The following is a 23,904-nucleotide window of genomic DNA, read 5'->3' on the forward strand; positions in this document are numbered from 1 at the left end:
GGTTACCCCAGACCAGTGAGACGTAGCATAAAGCTGAGATAAAGTGGAATCAGCAGCGGTGCGAGCAGTGTGCTCACCAGCACTGCTAATGCGCCTTTTTGTGGCTGAATACCCAGCTCCATTGCCACTACCACGACGTTAGCGGCCATAGGCACCACGCCCAGTAGCAGCAGCGCCAAGGCCAGTTCCGTGGAAAGAGGTGCCGCCCATTGCAGGATTAACACGGACACTAACATGATGAGCGGCCATAATAGATAGCGCAGCCCTAAACAGGTGACCACAAAGCGTGAATCCCAGGCAGAAAGGGTGACTTGGCTGAGCGTCATGCCAATAATCATCATGCCCAGTAGCGTATACGTAGCGGGGAAGACTTGTAGCGAACTCATTACCGCGGTGGGGATGGTGATTTCCAAAGCACTAAGCAGTAAGGCGAATAAAAAAGCGTAAATAAGCGGTAGGCGGGAAATTTTGATCAAGCTCTCACGCACTGAAAAGCGTCCCCGTGCGCTAAGGTAAAAGCCCACGGTAAATTCGTAAATATTAATCCCCAGCATACAGAACAGGTAAAGAGTAACCCCTTCAGGGGGGAGCAAAATCAGCGCAATCGGTAGGCCAAAATAGCCGGTATTACCCGTTCCTGAGGAGAATGCCAGTAGGGCGGCCTCCTGCTCACCAAATCGGTGACGAGTGAAACGTTGTACGGCGAGTGCCATCAGGCTTGCCACGATGAACAGCGCTAATGTGAGCAATAGGTAGTCAGGCGTGGGGCCGCCGTTCATCAGCGCGCGAAAAATGGTAAAGGGCGCTATCAGGTAAACCAGCAGCGTCGCAATCGGGCGAGGGTCTAGTTTAAGCCGCTGTGCGGCGAGCCAGCCTAGCGCCACATAGCTCAGTAACATCAGTAGCGGACCAACCAGTGCCCCAGGTGCAAGATCCATTTATCTTCCTGTCTTAGGTTTAATGATTAGCTAGGTGTAATGACTAGCGAACATGAGCCGAATTAAAGGCCGAGCGTGGAATCTTTCATTAGCCCCAGCGCGATGGAAAAGCGAGAATACCTTAAAATATCATCACTATTGATCTAAAAAAGGAAATCCCATGAGCAGCCACGAGCATCCGTTAGGTATCAGCTTTGAGTTCTTTCCGCCCAATACCGACGCTGGGCGCGACAAGCTAATACACGTTCGCGATGAGCTGGCCGCTCGGAAACCACGTTTTTTCTCGGTGACTTACGGTGCTGGTGGTTCAACCCAGGCACGCACACGCGAGGTAGTGCGTGCCGTCAGCGAGAGCGGCATCACTACTGCGCCGCACCTCTCATGCATTGGCAGTGAGAAAGCTCAGTTGCGTGATCTGCTGGCGCAATACCGCGAGGAAGGGGTAGATAGCTTGGTCGCGCTGCGTGGTGATATGCCTTCCGGTATGGGAAGCATTGGCGAGCTACGGTATGCCAACGAACTGGTTGAGTTTATTCGCGCGGAAACAGGTGACCATTTCGACATTGCAGTCGCTGCTTATCCTGAGTCCCATCCGCAGGCGCCTAATCTTGATAAGGATGTGGAAAACTTCGCGCGTAAAATGAAGGCGGGGGCCAATATGGCCATCACCCAATACTTCTTCACCGCCGACGCCTATTTCAACTTCGTCGATAAAGCCCGTGCGCTGGGCGTTGAGCAGCCGATTATTCCCGGTATCATGCCGATTACCAACTACACCAAACTGGCGCGTTTCTCTGACGCCTGCGGTGCCGAGATTCCACGCTGGATTCGCAAGCAGTTGGAATCGTATGGCGATGATAGTGAAGCGATAGCCGCTTTTGGTACCGATGTGGTGAGCCGTCTTTGCCAACGATTGCTGGATGGTGGAGCGCCAGGCCTGCATTTCTACACGCTTAACCAAGCCGCTCCGGTACTGAAGGTCGTCGATAACCTGAGTAATTAAGTCATTGTTTGACTTGTTTTAGGTTCACTAAAAACCCCGCCCAACGAATGTTGAGCGGGGTTTTTTAGGCTTACTGCTTTGTGGTTTGTATCAATTAGCCAGCTTGAGCCGTCTTATTTCCACCGCCATGAAGCTTACGCTGCATCATGAATAGCACGATACCAATCGCCAGGCCGGCAATGTCGGTATAGATACCGCCATAGATCAAGAACAGAGCGCCTACGAGCATGACGATACGTTGCACTGTGTTAACGGGGCCAAAGAACCATTTCTGCACCATACCCGAGAGCAGCACAATCCCTAGTGTCGCCGTTAAGCCAACCCGTAGGATCTGCATCGGCGTACCTTCCATCAGCATGGCCGGGCTGTAGAAGAACATAAACGGCACAATGAACGCGGCTAGGCCAATCTTGAACGAGGCCACCGATGTGCCCATGGGATTGTCGCCAGAGATACCGGCGGCGGCATAGGAAGCCAAGGCGACGGGCGGGGTGATCGCCGACACCACGGCAAAATAGAACACAAAGAAGTGCGCGATCAACGGTTCAATACCAATATTGATCAAGCCAGGCGCTACGACTGACGCGGCCACCGCATAGGCGGCGGTGGTCGGCATGCCCATGCCCAGCAAAATACTAATCAACATGGCAAACACAAGCGCTAGCAGTTGGCTGACACCCGCTAAACCAAGCAGCAGCGACGAGAAGCGTGCTCCTACGCCCGTGAGCGAGATGACCCCGACGATTAAGCCTGCGCAGGCGCACACAGCGATAATCTGAATCGACATGGTGCCCGCAATCTGCAGTGCTTTAAGAATCGCACGAACGCCCATTTTATTGGGCGAAATCCAACTCACCACGGCGGCTGAAGCGGTTGCCAAGGTGCCCGCTCTAATGACCGAGTAACCCATAAACAGCGCGACAATCAGAATAATAATCGGCGCAAACAGATAGACCTGTTTCACCAGCTTTGAGAACAGCGGGATCTCATCTTTGCGCATGCCGCGCATGCCTTTACGGGCGGCTTCAAAGTCGACCATAAAGTAGATAGACGCAAAGTAGAGAATGGCTGGAATGACCGCCGCAATGGCAATTTCGGTATACGGAATACCTGTTACTTCAGCCATGATGAACGCGCCAGCGCCCATAATTGGCGGCATGATCTGCCCGCCGGTTGAGGCGGCCGCTTCGATAGCACCCGCACTTCGGGCGGGGTAGCCGACTTTTTTCATCAAGGGAATGGTCAGGGAACCGGTGGAAACGACGTTACCTGCCGATGTGCCATTGATCATGCCCATTAAGCCAGAGGCAAAAATAGCCACTTTAGCGGGGCCACCACGAGCACGACCCGCTGCGGCAAAGGCAAAGTTAACGAAGTAATCGCCCACTTTTGAAGCCTGAAGAAATGCGGCAAAAATGATGAACAGAATAATATAGGTCGACGATACCGCCGTGGTGGGGCCCAGAATACCGGCGTCAGTGTAGACCTGGCTGAAGAAGCGCTGCAGTGACAGGCCCGGATAGCCTAAGAAGCCCGGCAAATAAGGACCAGCAAAAACATAGGTCAAAAAGACCGCTGAAATCACGACGAGCGCTAAACCAGCCACCCGGCGAGTAAGCTCTAGAATCAGCAGAGAACCTGCAATGGCCGCCCAGGAAATGCCTGACGGCGCAAAGGATGTTCCCGTCGACATACGGATGTTGGTGTTATAAGCCACGAGCAAATAGCCTGCGCTAGCCATCGCGCATACCATCAGTACCAAGTCGGCAGGGTTGAAACGGTGCCTGGCCTGACGATAAAACCATGACAGCACGATGGCTCCCGCTGTGGTCGCCATGAGCGGATACCCGTAGTGCCAGTTTTCAACACTCGGTTCGATGCGCATGGCGCTACCGCTGAGCGTTTGATACATCACGAAAACTTGCGCCAATGTATAGGCAGCGGGAATCAGCAGCGCATAGCTGACCCACTTAATCCAATCACCAGACGCCTGATGATCATCGTCAGCAAAGCGGGCACCGGCAAATAGCCCGTAACCGAGAATAAGCGCGCCAGCAATATGCACGATACGAAACGACCAGGTTTCCATCGGATACACGTTGAGTGAAATCAGATGGAAACTTGAGTAAGCGATCGCTAATGCCGCAAACAGTAGAAATTGCCAGCCCGTAAACAGGCGACGATTAGATTCAACAACGTCATCATCGACACCATCGGCAATAGACTCTGGTACCGCTGACGACGAGTGAGCCTCATCGTTGAGGCCATTGGGGTCTTGGTCGGTTTTGTGACTCATTAGAGTTCACCCTCACAGCAAAAGCAGACAAAGGGGTAGTAGCAGCGAAAGCTGCCCCGCCCGGCTGGGCCGGAAACGGGGCAGTCAGAACGGTGAACGTTGCTTAGTTGATCATGTCATCAGCAATGTCATAACCGTTCTCTTCGTACCAGCGTGCAGCGCCGGGATGAAACGGTAGCACGGTGTTGTGCTTGATGTTTTCTGGAATGGTGGTTTCAGCACTGCGGTGTACAGAGCGCATACGGTCGTTGTTTTCCATGGTCGCCTTGGTGACTTCATAAACGAAGTCTTCCGGCAGATCGCAGCCAGCGATAGCGAAGTTCCACATGGAAACAGCGCGAGCGTCTTCTTCAAGCGTTGTATAAGTGTTCGCAGGAATCATGAATTCAGCAACGGGGAAGTTTTCCAGCACAGTGGCCAGCTCTTCTTCGTTAAATTCGATGATGTTGACGTCAGTTTGTACTTCCAACTGGCTAACGGCCGGGATCGGAATGCCTGCAGCGAAGGCGACAACGTCAAGCAAGCCATCCTGTAACTGACCGCCTAGATCTGACCAGCCGCCGTTACGACGTTCAAAGTCAACGCCAAGGGTTTCTAGGATAGCGGGGAAGTAAGTGTCGGAAGTTGAGGCAGCCGGGCCAAAACCGATGCGTGCGCCATCAGGAATGTCGGAAATTGACTCTATGCCGCTGTCGGAAAGCGCAGTAATGGAGAACGGCGTTTCGTACATGGGGAACATGGCACATACATTATCCATCTTCATGCCAGGTGCCAGCGGGCTTTCACCTTTAATGGCGTCTGAAGCGGGGCCCATAGTGGTTAAGCCAAATGCCATGTCGCCTGTGTGCACGAGCGCCAGGTTTTGAGTCGGGCCGCCAGTGACTTCACCGCCGCCAGATACACCTAATTCATCAGCAATAAAGTTTGCCCAGCCTGAACCGTAAACGAAGTAAGTGCCGCCTTGGCTGGCTGTACCGACGGTAAAGTTATCCGGCCAATCGGAGCGGTCTGTTTGGGCTTGGGCACTGCTGGCTGCTGCCACAAGCAGGGCGCTGCTGGCGAGAAGAGTGAACGTCTTAGGCATTTGATTGCGCATGGCGAAAGTTCCTAGCTGTTATTGGGGTCATAGTCTGATGGTTCCGACCAATCCCGCTCATCGAGCGGCATTAATCAGGCTATGCAGCAGTTATAACAGCGATAGTTGTGCCATTTAATCTTTGTTTTTTTAAAATCAAATGCTTATGAATTTAATATTCAACTTTGGTGGAAAGTGTTTTTTCTCTTTGTGTCCGACTATTCGCACGGCTACGGCCTTTTAGTGTGCGGATAACCGCACACATGTTGCGTTGTTCTGGGACGGCTAATATTAGAGGAGGGAGTTAGCGCGAAGGCTTGCCCGGATCTAGAATGCGCACGGGTTGTACATCCTGCTGTTTCTGGTCATCGCGTACCTGGTTGACCCGGGTGGTCATTTCGGTAAGTGCATCTTCTTCGATGGGCAGTTGCTCGAAAAAATCGCAGCTAACGCACTCGCGATAGCGAATGCCGTTTTGTTCCCAGGCGCGGACACGATCCATCGCCGCGCAGCGCGGGCAGGTCACGCCCGCAATAAAGCGTTTAACAGTCGACATTCGAATCTCCAAGCGCGTGGCGCACAAGGCGCCACGCATGAGAAAGTGGTTTTAAAAGGCCCTATGCGGCGCGTATGCCGCAGTGACGCAGCAGCGGTTCGACGCTGGGCTCACGGCCACGAAAGGCGACAAACAGTTCAGCCGCGTCTCGGGCGCCGCCCTGTTCGAGGATTTCGCGACGAAAGCGCTGTCCTGTTTCAGGGTCGAAGATACCGGCCTCTTCAAAGGCGCTCCAAGCATCCGCCGAGAGCACTTCGGCCCACTTGTAGCTGTAGTAACCGGCTGCGTAGCCACCGGCGAATACGTGGCCAAAGCTATTCTGAAAGCGGTTGTACGATACTTTCGGCATTACAGATACGGCATCGCGCACGTCATCTAATAAGGTTTGCACGTCGCTGGCGCTGGGAGCGCTTAACTCGTGGTGCAGTCGTAAATCAAACAGCGAGAACTCGATTTGACGCATCATGCCCATGGCGGACTGGAAATTCTTAGCCGCTTGCAGGCGCTCAAGCAGCGCTGCAGGTAGCGGTTCGCCGCTATCGACGTGTTTGGCGAGCAGGTCTAGCCCCTCGCGCTCCCAGCAGTAGTTCTCCATAAACTGACTGGGCAGTTCGACGGCATCCCAAGCAACGCCATTAATGCCGGAAATATCGGCAATATGCTGTTTGGTCAGCATGTGATGCAAGCCGTGACCAAACTCATGGAACAGCGTGGTGACTTCATCGTGAGTGAGCAGTGCAGGGCGGCTACCTACCGGGGCGGTGAAATTGCAGGTCAAAAATGCGACCGGTAGTTGCAAGCCCTGCTCTGTTTGACGCCGTACGCGGCAATCGGCCATCCAAGCGCCGCCCCGTTTACCTTCACGGGCGTATAGATCCAGATAAAAACCGGCAATCGGCTGGCCGTTTTCGGTGATACGGAAGTAACGTACGTCAGGGTGGTAAAGGGGCGCTTCGGTATCTTCTTCAAAGCGTACGCCATAAAGACGCTCGACCACCTGAAACAACCCATCGACCACCCGTGGCGCGGGAAAGTAAGGGCGAAGCTGTTCTTGAGAAATAGCATGGCGCGCTTCGCGCAATTTTTCACTGGCGTAGGCAACATCCCACGGTTCTAACGCCTCCAAGCCAAGTTCATCACGGGCATAGGTGCTTAGCTCGGCAAACTCTTCTTGTGCCTGGGGCAGCGCACGACGGGCTAAATCGTTGAGAAAGTCGAGCACCTGTTCGGGTGACTCTGCCATTTTGGTGGCCAGTGAATAATCAGCGTAGGTTTCAAAGCCGAGTAGCTGGGCAATCTCGCTACGTAGCGCCAAAATCTCTTCCATGATGGCCGCATTATCAAAGGTGCCTGCATCTGGACCTTGGTCTGAGGCGCGGGTAACAAAGGCCGTATAAACCTCACGACGCAGCTCGCGGTTGTCAGCATAGCTAACCACGGGGAAGAAACTGGGGAAATCCAGCGTAATACGGTAGCCCGCCACGCCTTTAGCGTCTGCGGTGGCTTTTAATGTCTCAAGGGCGCTTTCGGGTACGCCCGCTAAGGCTTCTTGGCTATCGATATCTTTGTGCCATGTTTGAGTGGCATCCAGCACGTTATTCGAGAACTGGTTTGACAGCATTGAGAGCCGCGACTGAATCTCGCCATAGCGGGTTTTCTTGTCTGCGGGAAGATCGACACCGGCCAGACGAAAATCGCGCAGGGCATTATCAACAGTACGTCGCTGTGCGGGATCCAGCGTTTCCCAGGCCGGGCCATCTTTCAGCGCTTGCCAGCCATGAAACAGCCCTTCGTGTTGACCAACCCAGGTGCCAAAGGCGGAAAGTTTCTCAAGGCATGCCTGATACGCTTCACGCATTTCTGGGGAATTCATGGTGCCGTTGAGGTGCGAAACCGGTGACCATGCTTTGGTAAGCCGGTCATTAACGGCTTCCAGCGGCATCGCGAAGTTATCCCAGCTGGGTGGGGCGACGGCAGCCTGTTCGGCGAGCCGGTCAATGGCCTCGCGGCTTTCGCTAAGTAACGCTTCCACGGCGGGCTCCACGTGCTCGGCGCGAATTTCAGCGAAGGGGGGCAGCTCGTGCGTTTCAAGCAGCGGATTGGAGGACATAGGCACCTCGAGTGGCATCGTTTTTTAAAACCGTTAGGGAGCGCAAAACGCGCGATAATGATGACACAGTGCGGGCAGTGAAGCTGCGTTTCAATACTAGGTTGAATGCTAGGTGTAATACCAAGGTTTGGCCTGCACGCAAGCGCCTGCTAGTCTTGCCGCCTTTTAATGCCACCAATGGCAGGAGCAAGTAATGAGCGAGACGCTGGAGCGCTGGGGGTCGAAGCGGGCCTTTATCTTAGCGGTAACGGGTGCTGCGGTGGGGTTAGGCAACATCTGGCGCTTTCCTTACGTCGCCGGAGAGAACGGCGGTGCGGCGTTTTTATTGATTTACGTGGCGTTCGTGTTGCTGCTGGGTATTCCGGTCATGATGGCGGAGATACTGATTGGCCGCGCTGGACGGCGCGGGCCAATGCAAGCGTTGGGTGCTTTGGCGGCCGAGGCGGGTGCATCCCCTCACTGGCGATGGCTGGGATTGTTCGGTGCATTCACTGTGTTCTGCATTTTATCGTTCTACTCGGTGGTGTCAGGTTGGTCGATCGAGTTTTTGGTTGCCTCCATCAACGGCAATTTTAATGGCGCGAGCGCCGCTGAGATTGGCGCTGGCTTTGAGGCTTTTTTGGCCAATCCAGGGCTACTGATTTTTAATCACTCACTGTTCCTGTTTATGACCATGACCGTTGTGGCGGCGGGTGTCGCCAAAGGGTTAGAGCGGCTAAATAACCTGCTGATGCCACTGTTGTATCTTTTGCTGCTGCTGTTGGCGGGCTATGCCGCGACCACTGACGGTTTTGGGACGGCGCTGGCGTGGCTCTTCCTGCCCTCTTTCGAGGCGCTAACGCCATCGGTAGTGGTGCATGCCATGGGCCATGCGTTTTTTACTTTAGCTGTGGGGGCCTGTGCTTTGATGGCTTATGGCGCTTATATGCCCGAAGAGCAAAGCCTGCCAAAAGCCGCCGTTGCGGTTGCGGTGCTTGATATTAGCGTAGCGTTACTGGCGGGGATCGCCATTTTCTCAGTAGTCTTCGCCCAGGGCATGGACCCTGCCGACGGTCCTGGCTTGATGTTTGTGACGTTACCTATCGCTTTTTCTGAGCTTCCGTGGGGCTCGGTATGGCTAAGCGTGTTCTTTTTATTGCTGCTACTGGCCACCTGGACATCGGCGATTAATCTGGCGGAGCCGATGGTCGCCACGCTGCAGGGGTTGGGGCTGCGCCGCAGTGTTTCAACGGCCATTGTAGGGCTTAGCGTCTGGCTGATCGGGCTGCTGTCAGCCTTCTCTTTTTCCTCACTGGCAGAATTTCGCCCGCTGTTTGGGCGCAATGTCTTCGAGCTTGTCAGTAGTATTCCGCCGGATGTTTTCTTACCTTTAGGCGGCCTTTTGATCGCGCTTTTTGCGGCCTGGGTCATGCCACGTGCAAGAGTGGTTAGTGCGTTAGGTGTGGGCGAACGCGGCTATTTGGTATGGCGTAATATCATTCGCTGGGTGTCGATTCCACTGACCTTTATTGTTCTATTGGCCGGGTTGCTATAGTGGTGTAATCGAATTCTCAATGTTTTACATCCAACATGTTAGGAGCGAGTGATGAGCAGTGCGCTAAGAGGCTATCAAGGTATCGAACCCCAATTGGGTGAGCGCGTTTATATTGATCCGGCCAGTGTGGTTATCGGTGATGTGGTGCTGGGTGATGATTGCTCTGTGTGGCCAATGGCGGTTATCCGTGGCGACATGCACCGTATTCGTATTGGTGCGCGTACCAGCGTGCAGGACGGCAGCGTGCTGCATATTACCCACGCTAGTGACTTCAGCCCTGAGGGGTTTCCTCTCACCATTGGTGATGATGTGACCATCGGTCATAAGGCGATTTTGCATGGCTGCACGCTAGGAAATCGAATCCTAGTGGGGATGGGGTCGATTGTCATGGATGGCGCGGTTGTCGAGGACGAAGTCATTATTGCTGCAGGCGCTGTCGTAACGCCGGGTAAGCATTTGGAAAGTGGCTACGTCTATGCCGGTAATCCGGCCAAAGCGCTGCGGCCGCTAAAAGATAAAGAGCGCGCTTTCTTTCCCTATACCGCTGGCAACTACGTTAAATTGAAAGACCGTTTCTTGGCGGAAGCGTCACTTTAGTCATTTTTCTTAGAAAAGCCTAAGCAGTTGCTCAGCCAACCTTTTTTCTAAATAAGTCATGTCGCGGATGCAAGAAATCTGTTAATTTATACAGTTTTCTGTTTACAGGTTCTGGGATGCCGCGTCATGGCGAATTTTCGCACGCATATTACGGTAGCAGCGGCGGGCGGCATGTTGATAGCTTACGCAGGCTGGAAAGGTCACTGGTGGCCGCCCTCTCAAGCGGTGGTAATGATTGCATTAGTCACATTCGGCGGTATTTTGCCTGATATTGATGCAGATCGTTCCCACTCTATACGACTGATATTTAACTTACTTTCTGTGCCCGCGCTGGTGCTTGGGGCGCTGTTGCTTCAGCCATGGCTCACGCCGGGGGCATTATTGGTTGCCTGTGGTGGAATTTACTTCTGTGTTCGTTATTTGGCAGGCATTCTGTTTTCGCGTTTCACTGTGCACCGCGGTATTTGGCACTCTTTATTAGCGGGCGGTTTGTGTAGCCTGCTCACCGCCGCGTTAAGCTTTAATTTGCTTAACCAGCCTGGGTCACTGTCGTGGTCTCACGGTGCGGCGACGTTGATTGGTTTTTTGATTCACTTGAGTTTGGATGAGATATACAGCGTTGACCTTGAAGGCGCGCGGCTAAAGCGTTCGTTCGGTACGGCGCTTAAGCTAGGCGACAGCCGTCGGCCGATGTCCAATTTGCTCATGCTGATTGCCACATTAACGTTGGTACCCTGGGTGCCGCCCTGGTCTGTATTGGGTGAGTTGCTGCATCAAGGCTCACTGCTGTGGCGATAGTCGTCGGCATTGAGGCCGTGCTTTTTAAGCTTGTCATAAAAAGTTTTGCGCGGAATGCCTAAGTGGCGACACACGTCGGTTACCCGGCCGTGATAGCGCGATAGTGATTGGCTGATCAGGCTCTTTTCAAACAACTCTACCTGACGCGGCAAAGTGGGTTCTTGGGTATCAGCATTGACCCCTTCCAGCAGCGCATCCAACCGATAATCAAAGGCGGCACCCAGCAGCACGTAGCGCTCGGCAAGGTTTCGTAGTTCTCGCACGTTGCCTGGCCAGTCGTGGGCCAGCAGGGCGGCAATCGCAGGGCTGTCGAGGGTGGGGGCTTCCAGTCCGCTGCGGTTGGCAGCCACTACGGCAAAGTGCTGGAAGAGCAAGGGAATATCCTCACGCCTTTCGCGCAGTGCGGGCAGCGGTAGGGTGACCACGTTCAGTCGGTAGTAAAGGTCTTCGCGAAAGCTCCCCTCCTCGGAGGCGGCTTTGAGATCGACCTTGGTGGCCGCTATCACGCGAATATTGAGCGGTACGGTTTCATTGGCGCCTAGCCGCTCGACGCTTCGCTCTTGCAGTACCCGCAGGAGCTTGACCTGCAGCGCCATGGGCATTGATTCAATTTCATCTAAAAACACCGTGCCGCCATTTGCGTGTTCAAACTTACCAATGCGCCGCTCGACGGCGCCGGTGAAAGCGCCTTTCTCATGACCAAACAGCTCCGATTCAATGGTGTTTTCGGGCACCGCGCCGCAGTTAATTGCCATAAAAGGGCTGTTACGTCGCCCGCTGCGTTCGTGAATGGCGCGCGCGACGAGGTCTTTACCGGTGCCTGTCTCACCAAATAGCAGTACATCGGCTTCCACCTGACTGATGCGCTGAATCATCGCCGCAAGCCTGGAAATGATCGCCGTACGACCCACTAGTCGCGGCCCTAATGCAGCTTGTTGCACCTCTAGTTCAGCTTTTAGGCGATGGTTTTCCAGGCTCAACTGGCGTTTCTCGATGCCGCGGCGTACCACATCCAGTAGTTGATCGCCGGCAAAGGGTTTCTCAAGAAAATCCCATGCCCCCGCGCGCATGGCTTCAACGGCGGTAGAAATATCACCATGGCCAGTGATTAAAATAATCGGCAGGGTGGCGTCACGGCTGTGTAGCTCATGCAGTAACGCCATGCCATCCATCCCCGGCATGCGGATGTCACTGACAATGACCCCCGGGAAGTCGGGAGTTAATGCCGCGAGGGCTTGTTCTGCTGATTCAAAACAGTAGGGCGTATAGCCTGCAAGCTCGAGGGTTTGGCTGGCGGTGATCCGCAGGTGCGGTTCGTCGTCGATCACCATGACCGGCAGCGTCGACGGCTCATGCATAAGAGGAGTTCTCCTGAGGATGGGTTATCGGGGAGTGGGGCAGAATAATGGTAAAGCGAGCGCCCAAATGGGGCAGGTTCGTCGCCTGTAGCTTGCCACCTAAATCGTCCATGATACGGGAGGAAATTGAGAGCCCTAGCCCTAAACCGCTCCCTGGTGCTTTGGTGGTAAAAAAGGGTTCAAAAATATGTCCTAAGTGCTCCTCAGGAATGCCTGGGCCATTATCGGTCACGCTAATAATGACCTGTTGTTGGTGGACATAGGCGCCAAGTGTCAGTTGAGGGGCGGTGACGGTTTTCATAGCCTGCAGCGCATTACCAATCAAATTCACCAATACCTGCTCCAGGCGCACTAGGTCACCTTTTACCCATAACGTTTCCTTGGGCCAGTCTTGAATAATAGTGATATTGCCTTCGCGCAGACGGCTCTGAAAAAGGCGTAGGGCGTAATTGATACAGGCCTGTACTGAAATAGATTCCTGGTGCTCGCTGCTTTTGCGCGAAAACTGGCGTAGCTGGGCGCTAATATCTGCCATGCGCTCTGTTAGCTCGACAATTTGCTCCAGGTTGGCATCGGCTTTGTCGTGGCGGGTTAAGGCGATAAAGCGGCGGGCGTTTTCGGCATAGGCGCGAATAGCCGCCAGCGGCTGATTCAGCTCATGGTTGATGCCCGCAGCGAGTTGGCCTAATACCGCCAGTTTGGCGGCTTGAATGAGCTCATCCTGGGTCTGGCGAAGGTTAGCTTCCGCCCGGCGGCGCTCTTCAATTTCATCGGATAGGCGTTGGTTGCTGGCCACCAGGTCGCGTGTGCGGTGCTCCACGCTGACTTCCAGTTCGTCGCGAACGCGTGCCAGCGTGTTGCGTTCTCTTTCAGCAAACGCTTCCCGTTCACGACGTAACCTTAGGCGCTGCCAGCCGATGCCAGCACCCAGCGCCACTATGCCGTAAAGACCGCCTGCCATCAGTGCTGCTATCCACTGGGCGCTAATCACGGGCGTCAGCGGCTTTAAGATATGCATTTGCCAGCCAAACTCTGGGATAGGCCGGGTCAAACTGAGATAGTCCCCATCGCTTAACGGGCCCTTAGAAAAACTAACCAACTGACTGCCCAGGCCATAAGGCGCATTAACCTCAATACCTGAGGGTGATAGAGGTTCCATGGCGTAGCGACGGGTTTCGTGCAGTCTTTGGCGCTCTTCATCACTGAGGGGGTAAAGAGCATTCATGCGCAGCTCTGGGTGGCTGGCCATGAAAATGATGTTGTCGCTGTCGGTGACAAACAGTTCGGCGTCCTGCTCTGCCCAACTCTCTTCAACATCATCCAACAGAACTTTCACGACTAACACCCCATCTGGCTGTGAATCGGGCGACGTATCGTCCAGCCACACGGGGGATGAAAAATAGTAGCCGCGCTCGAGGGACTTGATCCCTAGGCCAAAAAATCTCCCCTGGCCGCCTGCAATGGCATCGGTGTAGTAGGAGCGGAACGCATAGTTCTGGCCAATAAAAGTGTTGGGGCGATGCCAGTTGCTGGCGGCGATAGTGTCGCCACTGCGGTTAAGCAAGTACACATCCGAGACGCCCGCTGTGAAGCGGAAACGATCCAACAGCATATTCAGTGGCATCGGATCTTGGCTATCAGGAGAGGCTAAAAAGCGCTGGACGCCTTCCCGAGTGGCAAGCATTTGCGGTAAGTAATCGTAGCGCAGCAGGTAGCCGTTTAAGTTGGCGGCAGACAGTCGCAACTCGTTTTCAGCATCGTCCTGTAAGTTGGAAAGCGCTTGTTCTCGCGAAAGTTGGGCGGCCTGCCACATACACAGTAGTAAGCCGAATGAAATAACCAGTAGCCATAAGCTTCGCCAGCGTACTGGTAAAGGAGGAGGTACTTGGTTGCCGTTACCTGGGCTGTTCATGCCAGCGTCTTACTGTTGCCTTGAGCGCGACGAAGAGCGCGCTGGGCGCGGGTCTCAGCTTTGGCCATCTCGAGCAGCCCCTCTTCCACAAACACCAGATGTTCATGGGCGCGAGCACGAGCGTCTTCTGCTCGTCCTTCCAAAATGGCATTGAGTAGCGCGCGGTGTTGCTGCATTAACTGGCTGCGCGAGCCTTCCTTGGCGAACAAGTGGGCCAAGTTGTGCACGATGCTCTTCTCTAACAGGTGGAAAATGCCACGAATGGTATGCAATAACAGTACATTGTGAGCAGCCTCGGCAATCGCGAGGTGGAATGCTGCATCAAGCTTTGCTTCTTGAATGGGGTCGGCACCGGCAAAACCGCCATCTAGCTCTTCAAAGCGCTGGATCAGAATGGCCTTGTCGGCGGGCGTTGAGCGTAGGGCGGCGTAATAGGCAGAAATGCCCTCCATGGCGTCACGGAATTCGAGCAAATCCAGGTTGAATTCATCGTGGCGGGAAAGCATTTCCAGCAAAGGGTCGGTATAGCCATTGCTGAGGTCGTCATTCACAAAGGTGCCGCCGCCTTGGCGGCTGGTTAGTAACCCGCGTGCCGCAAGCTTCTGGATAGCTTCACGCAAGGAGGGGCGCGAAACGCCAAAGCGTTCGGCCAGTTCGCGTTCAGGAGGTAGGCGCTGCCCGGGTTTTAGGCTGCCTTCCAGCATCATGGCTTCTAGGCGCTCAGTAATGACATCAGCCAAGCGCTGTTGGCGGAGCGGTGGATAGCTCATGTTGGTTAGCTCCTTAATTGGTAAGACCAATATTAAAAGCTTTACCAAGTTAGCTCAAGTGCCGGTAGGGTTGCGTTTAAGGGGCTCCGGCTTCTTGAAGAGTCTCTTTAAACTAAAGTATAGCCCCTTGGCGTGGTGTCATAGAGGATCTCTGTTTGACACGCTTATGTCAGCTCACTAGTGTTGATACTGCTTTTTTGTCAATTGGTAAAACCAATTACCACCTTGGGCGGTGAATATATCGCATCCATTGCATAGGGCTCGCCATGATCATCTCAGCATCCACCGATTACCGCCAAGCAGCAAAGCGTCGTATACCGCCTTTTTTGTTCCATTACGCCGACGGCGGCTCTTATACCGAGCATACGCTGCGGCGTAACGTAGACGATCTTGCCGGTATCGCTTTGCGCCAACGCGTATTGAAAGACATGTCCACACTTTCACTTGAAACGACGCTGTTCGGTGAGTCGCTTGCCATGCCAATTGCCCTTGCGCCGGTGGGCCTCGCAGGTATGTATGCTAGGCGTGGTGAAGTACAGGCAGCGCGGGCCGCTACCAGTAAAGGCATTCCTTTCACGCTTTCAACCGTATCGGTATGTCCAATTGATGAAGTGGCTTCTGCAATCGATCGCCCCATTTGGTTCCAGCTTTATGTATTGAAAGACCGCGGCTTTATGAAGCATGCGCTGGAGAAAGCCAAAGCTGCGGGGGTCAAAACGCTGATCTTTACCGTGGATATGCCGGTGCCTGGGGCGCGTTATCGCGATGCTCACTCGGGTATGAGTGGTAAGTATGGACCGATTCGACGCATGGCCCAGGCCGCGATGCACCCTTTCTGGGCCTGGGATGTTGGAATTAATGGGCGTCCTCATGATTTGGGTAATGTGTCTGATTATCGCGGTAAGCCAACTGAGCTTGAGGACTATATTGCCTGGCTTGGTGACAACTTTGATCCGGCTATCTCCTGGAAGGATCTTGAGTGGATTCGAGAATTCTGGGATGGCCCGATGATCATTAAAGGGATACTCGACCCAGAGGATGCGCGTGAGGCGGTTCGATTTGGTGCGGACGGCATTGTTGTGTCTAATCATGGCGGTCGTCAGCTTGATGGTGTTCCCTCTACAGCGCATGCTTTGCCTGCCATTGCTGACGCGGTTAAGGGCGACATAGCGATACTGGCCGATTCGGGGATACGCAGCGGGCTCGATGTTGTGCGCATGATCGCTTTGGGCGCCGACACCGTATTGCTTGGGCGCGCTTATATCTATGCGCTTGCTACTGCCGGTGAGTCAGGTGTTGCCCATTTGCTCGAGCTATTTGAAAAGGAGATGCGCGTAGCCATGACGCTTACGGGTGCGCACCGTATCGCTGATCTTGGTGTGAATTCGCTGGTTCCGGATTCGATCCGCACGCTTAACCAAGAGCTGTGACGCCTTTGTTAGCCTTAAGTATTAAAAACCCTTGCCAACTCGCCAGCGAATCCGTAGAGTACGCATCCGCTGCCGGGGACGCCTAGCGTTACCAGCGGTGAATGAGGTGTAAAAGCCTTGGTTAGTCAACGAGTTAGCGGTTTTGAAAATCGCATATTGACAACCGCCAGGAAATGCGTAGAATACGCCTTCCTCGCTGAGGCAAGCCAAGTCAACGGCAAGCCGGTTGCTTTCACAGTAACCCCAGCAGCGAAACGCTCTTTAACAATTTGATCAGGTAATTCATGTGGGCGCTTGCTGACGTTGGTGACAAATCACCAAATATCAAGGCAAGCGGTCATGACAATGTAAATTGAAATGAATTCGTTTGAACCTTGAGCCAAGTTTGATTCGCTTTTGTTGCCTTCGGGTGACGAGTAAGGATCACAATGATTGTAAACTGAAGAGTTTGATCATGGCTCAGATTGAACGCTGGCGGCAGGCCTAACACATGCAAGTCGAGCGGTAACAGATCTAGCTTGCTAGATGCTGACGAGCGGCGGACGGGTGAGTAATGCATAGGAATCTGCCCGGTAGTGGGGGATAACCTGGGGAAACCCAGGCTAATACCGCATACGTCCTACGGGAGAAAGGGGGCTTCGGCTCCCGCTATTGGATGAGCCTATGTCGGATTAGCTAGTTGGTGAGGTAATGGCTCACCAAGGCGACGATCCGTAGCTGGTCTGAGAGGATGATCAGCCACATCGGGACTGAGACACGGCCCGAACTCCTACGGGAGGCAGCAGTGGGGAATATTGGACAATGGGGGCAACCCTGATCCAGCCATGCCGCGTGTGTGAAGAAGGCCTTCGGGTTGTAAAGCACTTTCAGCGAGGAAGAACGCCTAGTGGTTAATACCCATTAGGAAAGACATCACTCGCAGAAGAAGCACCGGCTAACTCCGTGCCAGCAGCCGCGGTAATACGGAGGGTGCAAGCGTTAATCGGAATTACTGGGCGTAAAGCGCGCGTAGGTGGCTTGATAAGCCGGTTGTGAAAGCCCCGGGCTCAACCTGGGAACGGCATCCGGAACTGTCAGGCTAGAGTGCAGGAGAGGAAGGTAGAATTCCCGGTGTAGCGGTGAAATGCGTAGAGATCGGGAGGAATACCAGTGGCGAAGGCGGCCTTCTGGACTGACACTGACACTGAGGTGCGAAAGCGTGGGTAGCAAACAGGATTAGATACCCTGGTAGTCCACGCCGTAAACGATGTCGACCAGCCGTTGGGTGCCTAGAGCACTTTGTGGCGAAGTTAACGCGATAAGTCGACCGCCTGGGGAGTACGGCCGCAAGGTTAAAACTCAAATGAATTGACGGGGGCCCGCACAAGCGGTGGAGCATGTGGTTTAATTCGATGCAACGCGAAGAACCTTACCTACCCTTGACATCTACAGAAGCCGGAAGAGATTCTGGTGTGCCTTCGGGAACTGTAAGACAGGTGCTGCATGGCTGTCGTCAGCTCGTGTTGTGAAATGTTGGGTTAAGTCCCGTAACGAGCGCAACCCTTGTCCTTATTTGCCAGCACGTAATGGTGGGAACTCTAAGGAGACTGCCGGTGACAAACCGGAGGAAGGTGGGGACGACGTCAAGTCATCATGGCCCTTACGGGTAGGGCTACACACGTGCTACAATGGCCGGTACAAAGGGCTGCGAGCTCGCGAGAGTCAGCGAATCCCTTAAAGCCGGTCTCAGTCCGGATCGGAGTCTGCAACTCGACTCCGTGAAGTCGGAATCGCTAGTAATCGTGAATCAGAATGTCACGGTGAATACGTTCCCGGGCCTTGTACACACCGCCCGTCACACCATGGGAGTGGACTGCACCAGAAGTGGTTAGCCTAACGCAAGAGGGCGATCACCACGGTGTGGTTCATGACTGGGGTGAAGTCGTAACAAGGTAGCCGTAGGGGAACCTGCGGCTGGATCACCTCCTTAAACGATGCGTCACAGTCAGTAAGCGTCCACAATGAATTACCTGATCAGAATGCTGTTGATACGCAGTGATAAGTGGCTCTGATTTTTTCACGTTAAAAGAAAAAAATAGCTTTTAAGGTCTTAAAGGTCTTTTTCTTTTTTACTATGAAAGAACGCTTATCACTGCTTATAGCAGTCGCTCTTTAACAATGTATATCATGCTGACAAGAACACTTCGCAAGAAGTGCTTCTTAAATTGTGATACGTCTCAAGCGTATCCGGCAAAATGAAACGTGATCATTGCGACATCCAGACTCCTTCGGGTTATAGGGTCAAGCAATGAAGCGCACACGGTGGATGCCTAGGCAGTCAGAGGCGATGAAAGACGTGGTAGCCTGCGATAAGGTTCGGTGAGGTGGCAACAACCTGTGACCCGGACATTTCTGAATGGGGAAACCCACTGGCCATAAGGTCAGTATCTTACACTGAATACATAGGTGTAAGAGGCGAACCAGGGGAACTGAAACATCTAAGTACCCTGAGGAAAAGAAATCAACCGAGATTCCCCTAGTAGCGGCGAGCGAACGGGGACCAGCCCTTAAGCATGTGAATGATTAGGCGAACAGATTGGGAAGTCTGGCCGTAGCGGGTGATAGCCCCGTAGTCGAAAATCTGATCATGTGAAATCGAGTAGGTCGGGGCACGAGAAACCTTGACTGAAGACGGGGGGACCATCCTCCAAGGCTAAATACTCCTGACTGACCGATAGTGAACCAGTACCGTGAGGGAAAGGCGAAAAGAACCCCGGAGAGGGGAGTGAAATAGATCCTGAAACCGTGTGCGTACAAGCAGTAGGAGCAGACTTGTTCTGTGACTGCGTACCTTTTGTATAATGGGTCAGCGACTTATATTCAGTGGCGAGGTTAACCGTATAGGGGAGCCGTAGGGAAACCGAGTCTTAACTGGGCGACACAGTCGCTGGATATAGACCCGAAACCGAGCGATCTATCCATGAGCAGGGTGAAGATTGAGTAACATCAATTGGAGGCCCGAACCAGGATCTGTTGAAAAAGATTTGGATGACTTGTGGATCGGAGTGAAAGGCTAATCAAGCTCGGAGATAGCTGGTTCTCCTCGAAAGCTATTTAGGTAGCGCCTCACGTAGTACCGCCGGGGGTAGAGCACTGTTTCGGCTAGGGGGTCATCCCGACTTACCAACCCGAGGCAAACTCCGAATACCGGTGAGTAACGCGTGGGAGACACACGGCGGGTGCTAACGTCCGTCGTGAAAAGGGAAACAACCCAGACCGTCAGCTAAGGTCCCGAAATCCTGGTTAAGTGGGAAACGATGTGGGAAGGCTCAGACAGCTAGGAGGTTGGCTTAGAAGCAGCCATCCTTTAAAGAAAGCGTAATAGCTCACTAGTCGAGTCGGCCTGCGCGGAAGATGTAACGGGGCTAAACCAGGTACCGAAGCTACGGGTTCATCCTTAGGGATGAGCGGTAGAGGAGCGTCGTGTACGCCAATGAAGGTGGATTGAGAAGTCTGCTGGAGGTATCACGAGTGCGAATGCTGACATGAGTAACGATAAAGGGAGTGAAAAACTCCCTCGCCGGAAGACCAAGGGTTTCTGTTCGACGCTAATCGGAGCAGAGTGAGTCGGCCCCTAAGGCGAGGCCGAAAGGCGTAGTCGATGGGAAACGGGTCAATATTCCCGTACCGGACATGGTTGCGATGGGGGGACGAAGAAGGCTAGGTGAGCCAGGCGTTGGTTGTCCTGGTGAAAGTGAGTAGGCTTGGATCTTAGGTAAATCCGGGATCCTTTAAGGCCGAGACACGAGATGAACTGACCACGGTCAGGAAGTCACTGATGCCACGCTTCCAGGAAAAGCCTCTAAGCTTCAGATCATGTGCGACCGTACCCCAAACCGACACAGGTGGTCAGGGTGAGAATCCCAAGGCGCTTGAGAGAACTCGGGTGAAGGAACTAGGCAAAATGGTGCCGTAACTTCGGGAGAAGGCACGCCGGCGTAGGGTGAAGAGACTTGCTCTCCTAGCCCGAACCGGTCGAAGATACCAGGTGGCTGCAACTGTTTATTAAAAACACAGCACTCTGCTAACGCGCAAGCGGACGTATAGGGTGTGACGCCTGCCCGGTGCCGGAAGGTTAAATGATGGTGTTAGCCGCAAGGCGAAGCTCTTGATTGAAGCCCCGGTAAACGGCGGCCGTAACTATAACGGTCCTAAGGTAGCGAAATTCCTTGTCGGGTAAGTTCCGACCTGCACGAATGGCGTAATGATGGCCACGCTGTCTCCACCCGAGACTCAGTGAAATTGAAATCGCCGTGAAGATGCGGTGTACCCGCGGCTAGACGGAAAGACCCCGTGAACCTTTACTATAGCTTCACACTGGACGCTGATGTTGCCTGTGTAGGATAGCTGGGAGGCTTTGAACTCTGGACGCCAGTTCGGAGGGAGCCAACCTTGAAATACCAGCCTGGCATCATTGGCGTTCTCACTCAGGTCCGTTATCCGGATCGAGGACAGTGTGTGGTGGGTAGTTTGACTGGGGCGGTCTCCTCCTAAAGAGTAACGGAGGAGCACGAAGGTACCCTCAGCACGGTCGGACATCGTGCATTGAGTGCAAGAGCATAAGGGTGCTTGACTGCGAGACAGACACGTCGAGCAGGTGCGAAAGCAGGTTCTAGTGATCCGGTGGTTCTGTATGGAAGGGCCATCGCTCAACGGATAAAAGGTACTCCGGGGATAACAGGCTGATACCGCCCAAGAGTTCACATCGACGGCGGTGTTTGGCACCTCGATGTCGGCTCATCACATCCTGGGGCTGAAGTCGGTCCCAAGGGTATGGCTGTTCGCCATTTAAAGTGGTACGCGAGCTGGGTTTAGAACGTCGTGAGACAGTTCGGTCCCTATCTGCCGTGGGCGTTGGATGTTTGAGAAGGGCTGCTCCTAGTACGAGAGGACCGGAGTGGACGACCCTCTGGTGTTCCGGTTGTCACGCCAGTGGCATTGCCGGGTAGCTATGGTCGGACGGGATAACCGCTGAAAGCATCTAAGCGGGAAGCCCCCTTCAAGATGAGACATCCCTGAGGCCTAGAGCCTCCTGAAGGGCCCAGCGAGACCAGCTGGTTGATAGGCACGGTGTGGAAGCGCTGCAAGGCGTTGAGCTAACGTGTACTAATGGCCCGTGAGGCTTGACCCTATAACACCCAAGGGGTCTGGTCGTGATGATGACGTGAAGGAACCGGATACGCAGCGTGTGGCCCCGGCAACCGCCAGGGCGGCAGGCAATGAGACGATCACAATTTAGTTACAAACAGTCAGCATGATATACATAGCCAGTTACGCCTGACGACCATAGCACGCGTGAACCACCTGATCCCTTGCCGAACTCAGTAGTGAAACCGCTTAGCGCCGATGGTAGTGTGGGGTCTCCCCATGCGAGAGTAGGTCATCGTCAGGCACCTATTCCACGAAGAACCCAGCCACCCGGCTGGGTTTTTTGTGTGCGTGGAAGAAAGAAAAAAGCCATGTCATGGCAACGAGCTTGCGATGCTGCCATATTAACCCGCAGCAGCATGCCTCCGGAGATTGCGTCACCGCATTCGCAAAGGCAAAGCCGCACTTATTTGTGTGTGATATTAAAGCAGTTGTTTTAAATATATCTATAACAATAAGTTGCGTATTAGATATGGTATTGTTGCCAAGCAGCATCTAGTATTATGTTGCACGTACTCAGAAGTAAAATCTCAGGAGGAGAAACGGTATGACGACGCAATTAGCCAAAAAGCTAGCCATCGCCCTATTTATGACTTTAATGGCAGGTGGTCTTGTCGCTTGTGATGATCAAGGCCCTGCAGAAGAAGCGGGTGAAAACATTGATGATGCCGCAGAAGATGCCGGGGAGAGCATGGAAGAGCTCGGCGAAGATATGGAAGATGCAGCCGAAAACTAGGCCGAGCATTGGTTTGATCAGTTAGTTAAAGCAGTCGCTGAAAAGCGGCTGCTTTGTTTTTGTATCGTGTCTATTATGATCCCAATAACGATAAAAATTGAGGAGGCACTGTGCAGCTGCAACGTGAAAAAAGCCTACTGCTGATGGTCGATTTTCAGGCTGGCCTGCTGCCAGTCATCGATGGTGGTCAAGAGGCCGTTAACGAAGCTGCTTGGCTAGGCGAAACGGCGTGCTTGCTTGAGGTACCTGTATGGTTAACAGAGCAAAACCCTGAAAAATTAGGCGGTACCGCGCCATCTCTACTGGCCGCTCTAAGCGACTATCGCCTATGGCAAAAACAGCACTTCGGCGTCATGGCAGAAGCTGAATTTGGATCAGCATTAAAAGCATCAGGGAAAACGCAGATTGTGCTGTGTGGAACAGAAGCGCATATCTGCGTGCTTCAGACGGGATTGGGGTTGCTAGCGGCAGGTTACGAGCTGTATTGGCTTAGCGAAGCGTCTGCCAGCCGTCGGCCACAAGAGGCTACGATGGCGCGTGAGCGTGCTTGCGCCAGCGGTGCTGTGGCTGTGACAGCTGATATGGTGGCTTATGAATGGCTACACCGCTGTGGCACAGCGCAGTTTAAAGAGGCGCACCAACGGCTTTTAAAGCCGCGTTCTTCACGCCCCGTACGTTTTTACTAGGTTGTACCACCCCGGCCTACTTTAGCGGTCGGTTTCTTTACGAGTGAAAACGAAGGTATCTCCCTGAGACGCCGAGGCATCGAAGCGATAGCCAGCAACATCGAACGCCTTGAGTTCATCTGGGTCGTTGACTTGCTGTTGAATCATCCAGGCGCTCATCAGCCCACGTGCTTTTTTAGCGTAGAAGCTGATGATTTTAAAGGCGCCGTTTTTCTCATCTTTAAATACTGGCGTAATGATCCGCGCATTGAGTTGCTGGGTATCTACCGCTTTGAAGTACTCATTCGAGGCAAGATTCACCAGCACGTTGGAACCGCTTTCAGCAATGGCCTCATTGAGTGCGAGTGCTAGGGTGGGCTTCCAGTAGGCATAAAGATCTTTACCTGCACTGTTAGGCAGCTTGGTACCCATCTCTAGTCGATATGGCTGAATTAAGTCCAGGGGCCGTAGCAAACCATATAAGCCAGAAAGTATGCGCAGATGCGATTGGGCATAGCGGTTCTCTGCTTCACTGAAGCTTTCTGCTTGCAGACCGGTATAGACATCGCCTTGAAAAGCCTGTGCGGCGGGTTTGGCATTGTCCAGAGTGAAAGGCGTACGCCACTCTTCAAAACGTGCTGCATTCAGGCCGGCTAATTTATCGCTGATCCCCATGAGCTCGCTGATTTGTTGCGGCGAGTAGTCGCGCAAAATAGTGATAAGCGCTTTGCTTTGTTTTAGAAAATCGGGCTGTGACACTTGCTCTGTGGTCGGTGGGGTTTCGAAATCCAGCGTTTTGGCGGGAGAGATAACACTCAGCATCGCATGCTCCTGGTCGTGCTTTAGTAAATAACAGCTTGATAAGTGAGCTCAGTATACCAAGCCTCAGCGAAGGCCGAGGCTATAGTGGTGATAGCTTGGTGAGAGTCGACTGAGACT

16 protein-coding genes and 3 rRNA genes are annotated in these 23,904 nt (G+C 53.5%); 10 read left to right on the forward strand and 9 right to left on the reverse strand.

The genetic code is table 11. From position 1 onward, the window contains the following. Window positions 1-2: 2 nt before the first annotated feature. Window positions 3-938: an AEC family transporter gene (locus AC5TBW_RS01905; RefSeq protein WP_495510459.1), complete on the reverse strand. Its 936-nt coding sequence runs from the start codon at window positions 936-938 to the stop codon at window positions 3-5. Window positions 939-1,098: 160 nt separating this feature from the next. Between AC5TBW_RS01905 and metF the strand changes: the two genes are divergently transcribed. Next, a complete protein-coding gene (metF, locus tag AC5TBW_RS01910) occupies window positions 1,099-1,941 on the forward strand; it encodes a methylenetetrahydrofolate reductase [NAD(P)H] (protein ID WP_495510460.1) in 843 nt (280 codons plus the stop codon). A gap of 94 nt (window positions 1,942-2,035) precedes the next feature. Here metF and AC5TBW_RS01915 read toward each other — a convergent pair whose 3' ends face one another. The 4 genes from AC5TBW_RS01915 to prlC form a co-directional block, all read right to left on the reverse strand. After that, window positions 2,036-4,237, reverse strand: a complete 2,202-nt coding sequence (locus tag AC5TBW_RS01915; protein ID WP_495510461.1) for a TRAP transporter permease — start codon at window positions 4,235-4,237, stop codon at window positions 2,036-2,038. A gap of 103 nt (window positions 4,238-4,340) precedes the next feature. Beyond that, window positions 4,341-5,333, reverse strand: a complete 993-nt coding sequence (locus AC5TBW_RS01920; RefSeq protein ID WP_495510462.1) for a TAXI family TRAP transporter solute-binding subunit — start codon at window positions 5,331-5,333, stop codon at window positions 4,341-4,343. A 283-nt stretch (window positions 5,334-5,616) separates the two neighbouring features. Continuing rightward, entirely contained in the window at window positions 5,617-5,868 is a 252-nt protein-coding gene (locus AC5TBW_RS01925; protein WP_495510463.1) for a YheV family putative zinc ribbon protein, read from the reverse strand. Window positions 5,869-5,929: 61 nt separating this feature from the next. Further along, window positions 5,930-7,978: an oligopeptidase A gene (gene prlC, locus AC5TBW_RS01930; protein ID WP_495510464.1), complete on the reverse strand. Its 2,049-nt coding sequence runs from the start codon at window positions 7,976-7,978 to the stop codon at window positions 5,930-5,932. Between the two features lie 193 nt (window positions 7,979-8,171). Between prlC and AC5TBW_RS01935 the strand changes: the two genes are divergently transcribed. From AC5TBW_RS01935 to AC5TBW_RS01945, 3 genes are all read left to right on the forward strand, one after another. Continuing rightward, entirely contained in the window at window positions 8,172-9,512 is a 1,341-nt protein-coding gene (locus AC5TBW_RS01935) for a sodium-dependent transporter (protein ID WP_495510465.1), read from the forward strand. A 51-nt stretch (window positions 9,513-9,563) separates the two neighbouring features. After that, window positions 9,564-10,109 carry a gamma carbonic anhydrase family protein gene (locus AC5TBW_RS01940; protein ID WP_495510466.1) on the forward strand — a complete coding sequence of 182 codons (546 nt, stop codon included), beginning with the start codon at window positions 9,564-9,566 and terminating at the stop codon, window positions 10,107-10,109. Between the two features lie 126 nt (window positions 10,110-10,235). Beyond that, window positions 10,236-10,907, forward strand: a complete 672-nt coding sequence (locus AC5TBW_RS01945; protein ID WP_495510467.1) for a metal-dependent hydrolase — start codon at window positions 10,236-10,238, stop codon at window positions 10,905-10,907. On the opposite strand, the gene AC5TBW_RS01950 is transcribed toward AC5TBW_RS01945, so the two are convergent. From AC5TBW_RS01950 to AC5TBW_RS01960, 3 genes are read right to left on the reverse strand one after another with little or no spacing between them, the layout of a single operon-like run. Beyond that, window positions 10,883-12,265 carry a sigma-54-dependent transcriptional regulator gene (locus AC5TBW_RS01950; protein ID WP_495510468.1) on the reverse strand — a complete coding sequence of 461 codons (1,383 nt, stop codon included), beginning with the start codon at window positions 12,263-12,265 and terminating at the stop codon, window positions 10,883-10,885. The two genes, AC5TBW_RS01945 and AC5TBW_RS01950, sit on opposite strands and share 25 nt — an antisense overlap. Continuing rightward, window positions 12,258-14,177, reverse strand: coding sequence for a sensor histidine kinase (locus AC5TBW_RS01955; RefSeq protein ID WP_495510469.1), 1,920 nt, complete (start codon window positions 14,175-14,177; stop codon window positions 12,258-12,260). Before AC5TBW_RS01955 ends, AC5TBW_RS01950 begins: the two co-directional genes overlap by 8 nt. Next, the gene (locus AC5TBW_RS01960; protein ID WP_495510470.1) at window positions 14,174-14,947 is read right to left on the reverse strand and encodes a GntR family transcriptional regulator; all 774 of its coding nucleotides are present in this window, start codon (window positions 14,945-14,947) and stop codon (window positions 14,174-14,176) included. The genes AC5TBW_RS01955 and AC5TBW_RS01960 overlap by 4 nt, the downstream gene beginning before the upstream one ends. Window positions 14,948-15,213: 266 nt before the next feature. On the opposite strand from AC5TBW_RS01960, the gene lldD reads away from it, so the two are divergent. From lldD to AC5TBW_RS01990, 6 genes are all read left to right on the forward strand, one after another. Continuing rightward, window positions 15,214-16,377: an FMN-dependent L-lactate dehydrogenase LldD gene (lldD, locus tag AC5TBW_RS01965; protein WP_495510471.1), complete on the forward strand. Its 1,164-nt coding sequence runs from the start codon at window positions 15,214-15,216 to the stop codon at window positions 16,375-16,377. Between the two features lie 436 nt (window positions 16,378-16,813). Continuing rightward, window positions 16,814-18,346: ribosomal RNA gene (locus AC5TBW_RS01970) — 16S ribosomal RNA — on the forward strand. A 309-nt stretch (window positions 18,347-18,655) separates the two neighbouring features. Next, window positions 18,656-21,547: ribosomal RNA gene (locus AC5TBW_RS01975) — 23S ribosomal RNA — on the forward strand. A 145-nt stretch (window positions 21,548-21,692) separates the two neighbouring features. Continuing rightward, a 5S ribosomal RNA gene (rrf, locus tag AC5TBW_RS01980) occupies window positions 21,693-21,808 on the forward strand. Together the 16S, 23S and 5S rRNA genes form the textbook arrangement of a ribosomal RNA operon. A gap of 303 nt (window positions 21,809-22,111) precedes the next feature. Further along, the gene (locus tag AC5TBW_RS01985) at window positions 22,112-22,300 is read left to right on the forward strand and encodes a hypothetical protein (protein WP_495510472.1); all 189 of its coding nucleotides are present in this window, start codon (window positions 22,112-22,114) and stop codon (window positions 22,298-22,300) included. 110 nt (window positions 22,301-22,410) lie between these two features. Further along, the gene (locus tag AC5TBW_RS01990; RefSeq protein WP_495510473.1) at window positions 22,411-22,986 is read left to right on the forward strand and encodes an isochorismatase family protein; all 576 of its coding nucleotides are present in this window, start codon (window positions 22,411-22,413) and stop codon (window positions 22,984-22,986) included. A gap of 21 nt (window positions 22,987-23,007) precedes the next feature. On the opposite strand, the gene yaaA is transcribed toward AC5TBW_RS01990, so the two are convergent. After that, window positions 23,008-23,787 (reverse strand): peroxide stress protein YaaA, encoded by a 780-nt coding sequence (gene yaaA, locus AC5TBW_RS01995; protein ID WP_495510474.1) that lies wholly within the window; start codon window positions 23,785-23,787, stop codon window positions 23,008-23,010. Between the last annotated feature and the right edge of the window lie 117 nt (window positions 23,788-23,904).

The sequence above is a fragment of the Vreelandella sp. ssv genome (genome assembly GCF_059448525.1).

Bases quoted from the DNA above. Each gene is read 5' to 3' on its own strand.
- AC5TBW_RS01940 (WP_495510466.1), top strand. From the start codon at position 9,564: ATGAGCAGTGCGCTAAGAGGCTATCAAGGTATCGAACCCCAATTGGGT.
- AC5TBW_RS01925 (WP_495510463.1), bottom strand. From the start codon at position 5,868: ATGTCGACTGTTAAACGCTTTATTGCGGGCGTGACCTGCCCGCGCTGC.
- AC5TBW_RS01985 (WP_495510472.1), top strand. From the start codon at position 22,112: ATGACGACGCAATTAGCCAAAAAGCTAGCCATCGCCCTATTTATGACT.
- AC5TBW_RS01960 (WP_495510470.1), bottom strand. From the start codon at position 14,947: ATGAGCTATCCACCGCTCCGCCAACAGCGCTTGGCTGATGTCATTACT.
- yaaA (WP_495510474.1), bottom strand. From the start codon at position 23,787: ATGCTGAGTGTTATCTCTCCCGCCAAAACGCTGGATTTCGAAACCCCA.
- metF (WP_495510460.1), top strand. From the start codon at position 1,099: ATGAGCAGCCACGAGCATCCGTTAGGTATCAGCTTTGAGTTCTTTCCG.
- AC5TBW_RS01920 (WP_495510462.1), bottom strand. From the start codon at position 5,333: ATGCGCAATCAAATGCCTAAGACGTTCACTCTTCTCGCCAGCAGCGCC.
- AC5TBW_RS01955 (WP_495510469.1), bottom strand. From the start codon at position 14,177: ATGAACAGCCCAGGTAACGGCAACCAAGTACCTCCTCCTTTACCAGTA.
- lldD (WP_495510471.1), top strand. From the start codon at position 15,214: ATGATCATCTCAGCATCCACCGATTACCGCCAAGCAGCAAAGCGTCGT.
- AC5TBW_RS01935 (WP_495510465.1), top strand. From the start codon at position 8,172: ATGAGCGAGACGCTGGAGCGCTGGGGGTCGAAGCGGGCCTTTATCTTA.
- prlC (WP_495510464.1), bottom strand. From the start codon at position 7,978: ATGTCCTCCAATCCGCTGCTTGAAACGCACGAGCTGCCCCCCTTCGCT.
- AC5TBW_RS01945 (WP_495510467.1), top strand. From the start codon at position 10,236: ATGGCGAATTTTCGCACGCATATTACGGTAGCAGCGGCGGGCGGCATG.
- AC5TBW_RS01905 (WP_495510459.1), bottom strand. From the start codon at position 938: ATGGATCTTGCACCTGGGGCACTGGTTGGTCCGCTACTGATGTTACTG.
- AC5TBW_RS01915 (WP_495510461.1), bottom strand. From the start codon at position 4,237: ATGAGTCACAAAACCGACCAAGACCCCAATGGCCTCAACGATGAGGCT.
- AC5TBW_RS01950 (WP_495510468.1), bottom strand. From the start codon at position 12,265: ATGCATGAGCCGTCGACGCTGCCGGTCATGGTGATCGACGACGAACCG.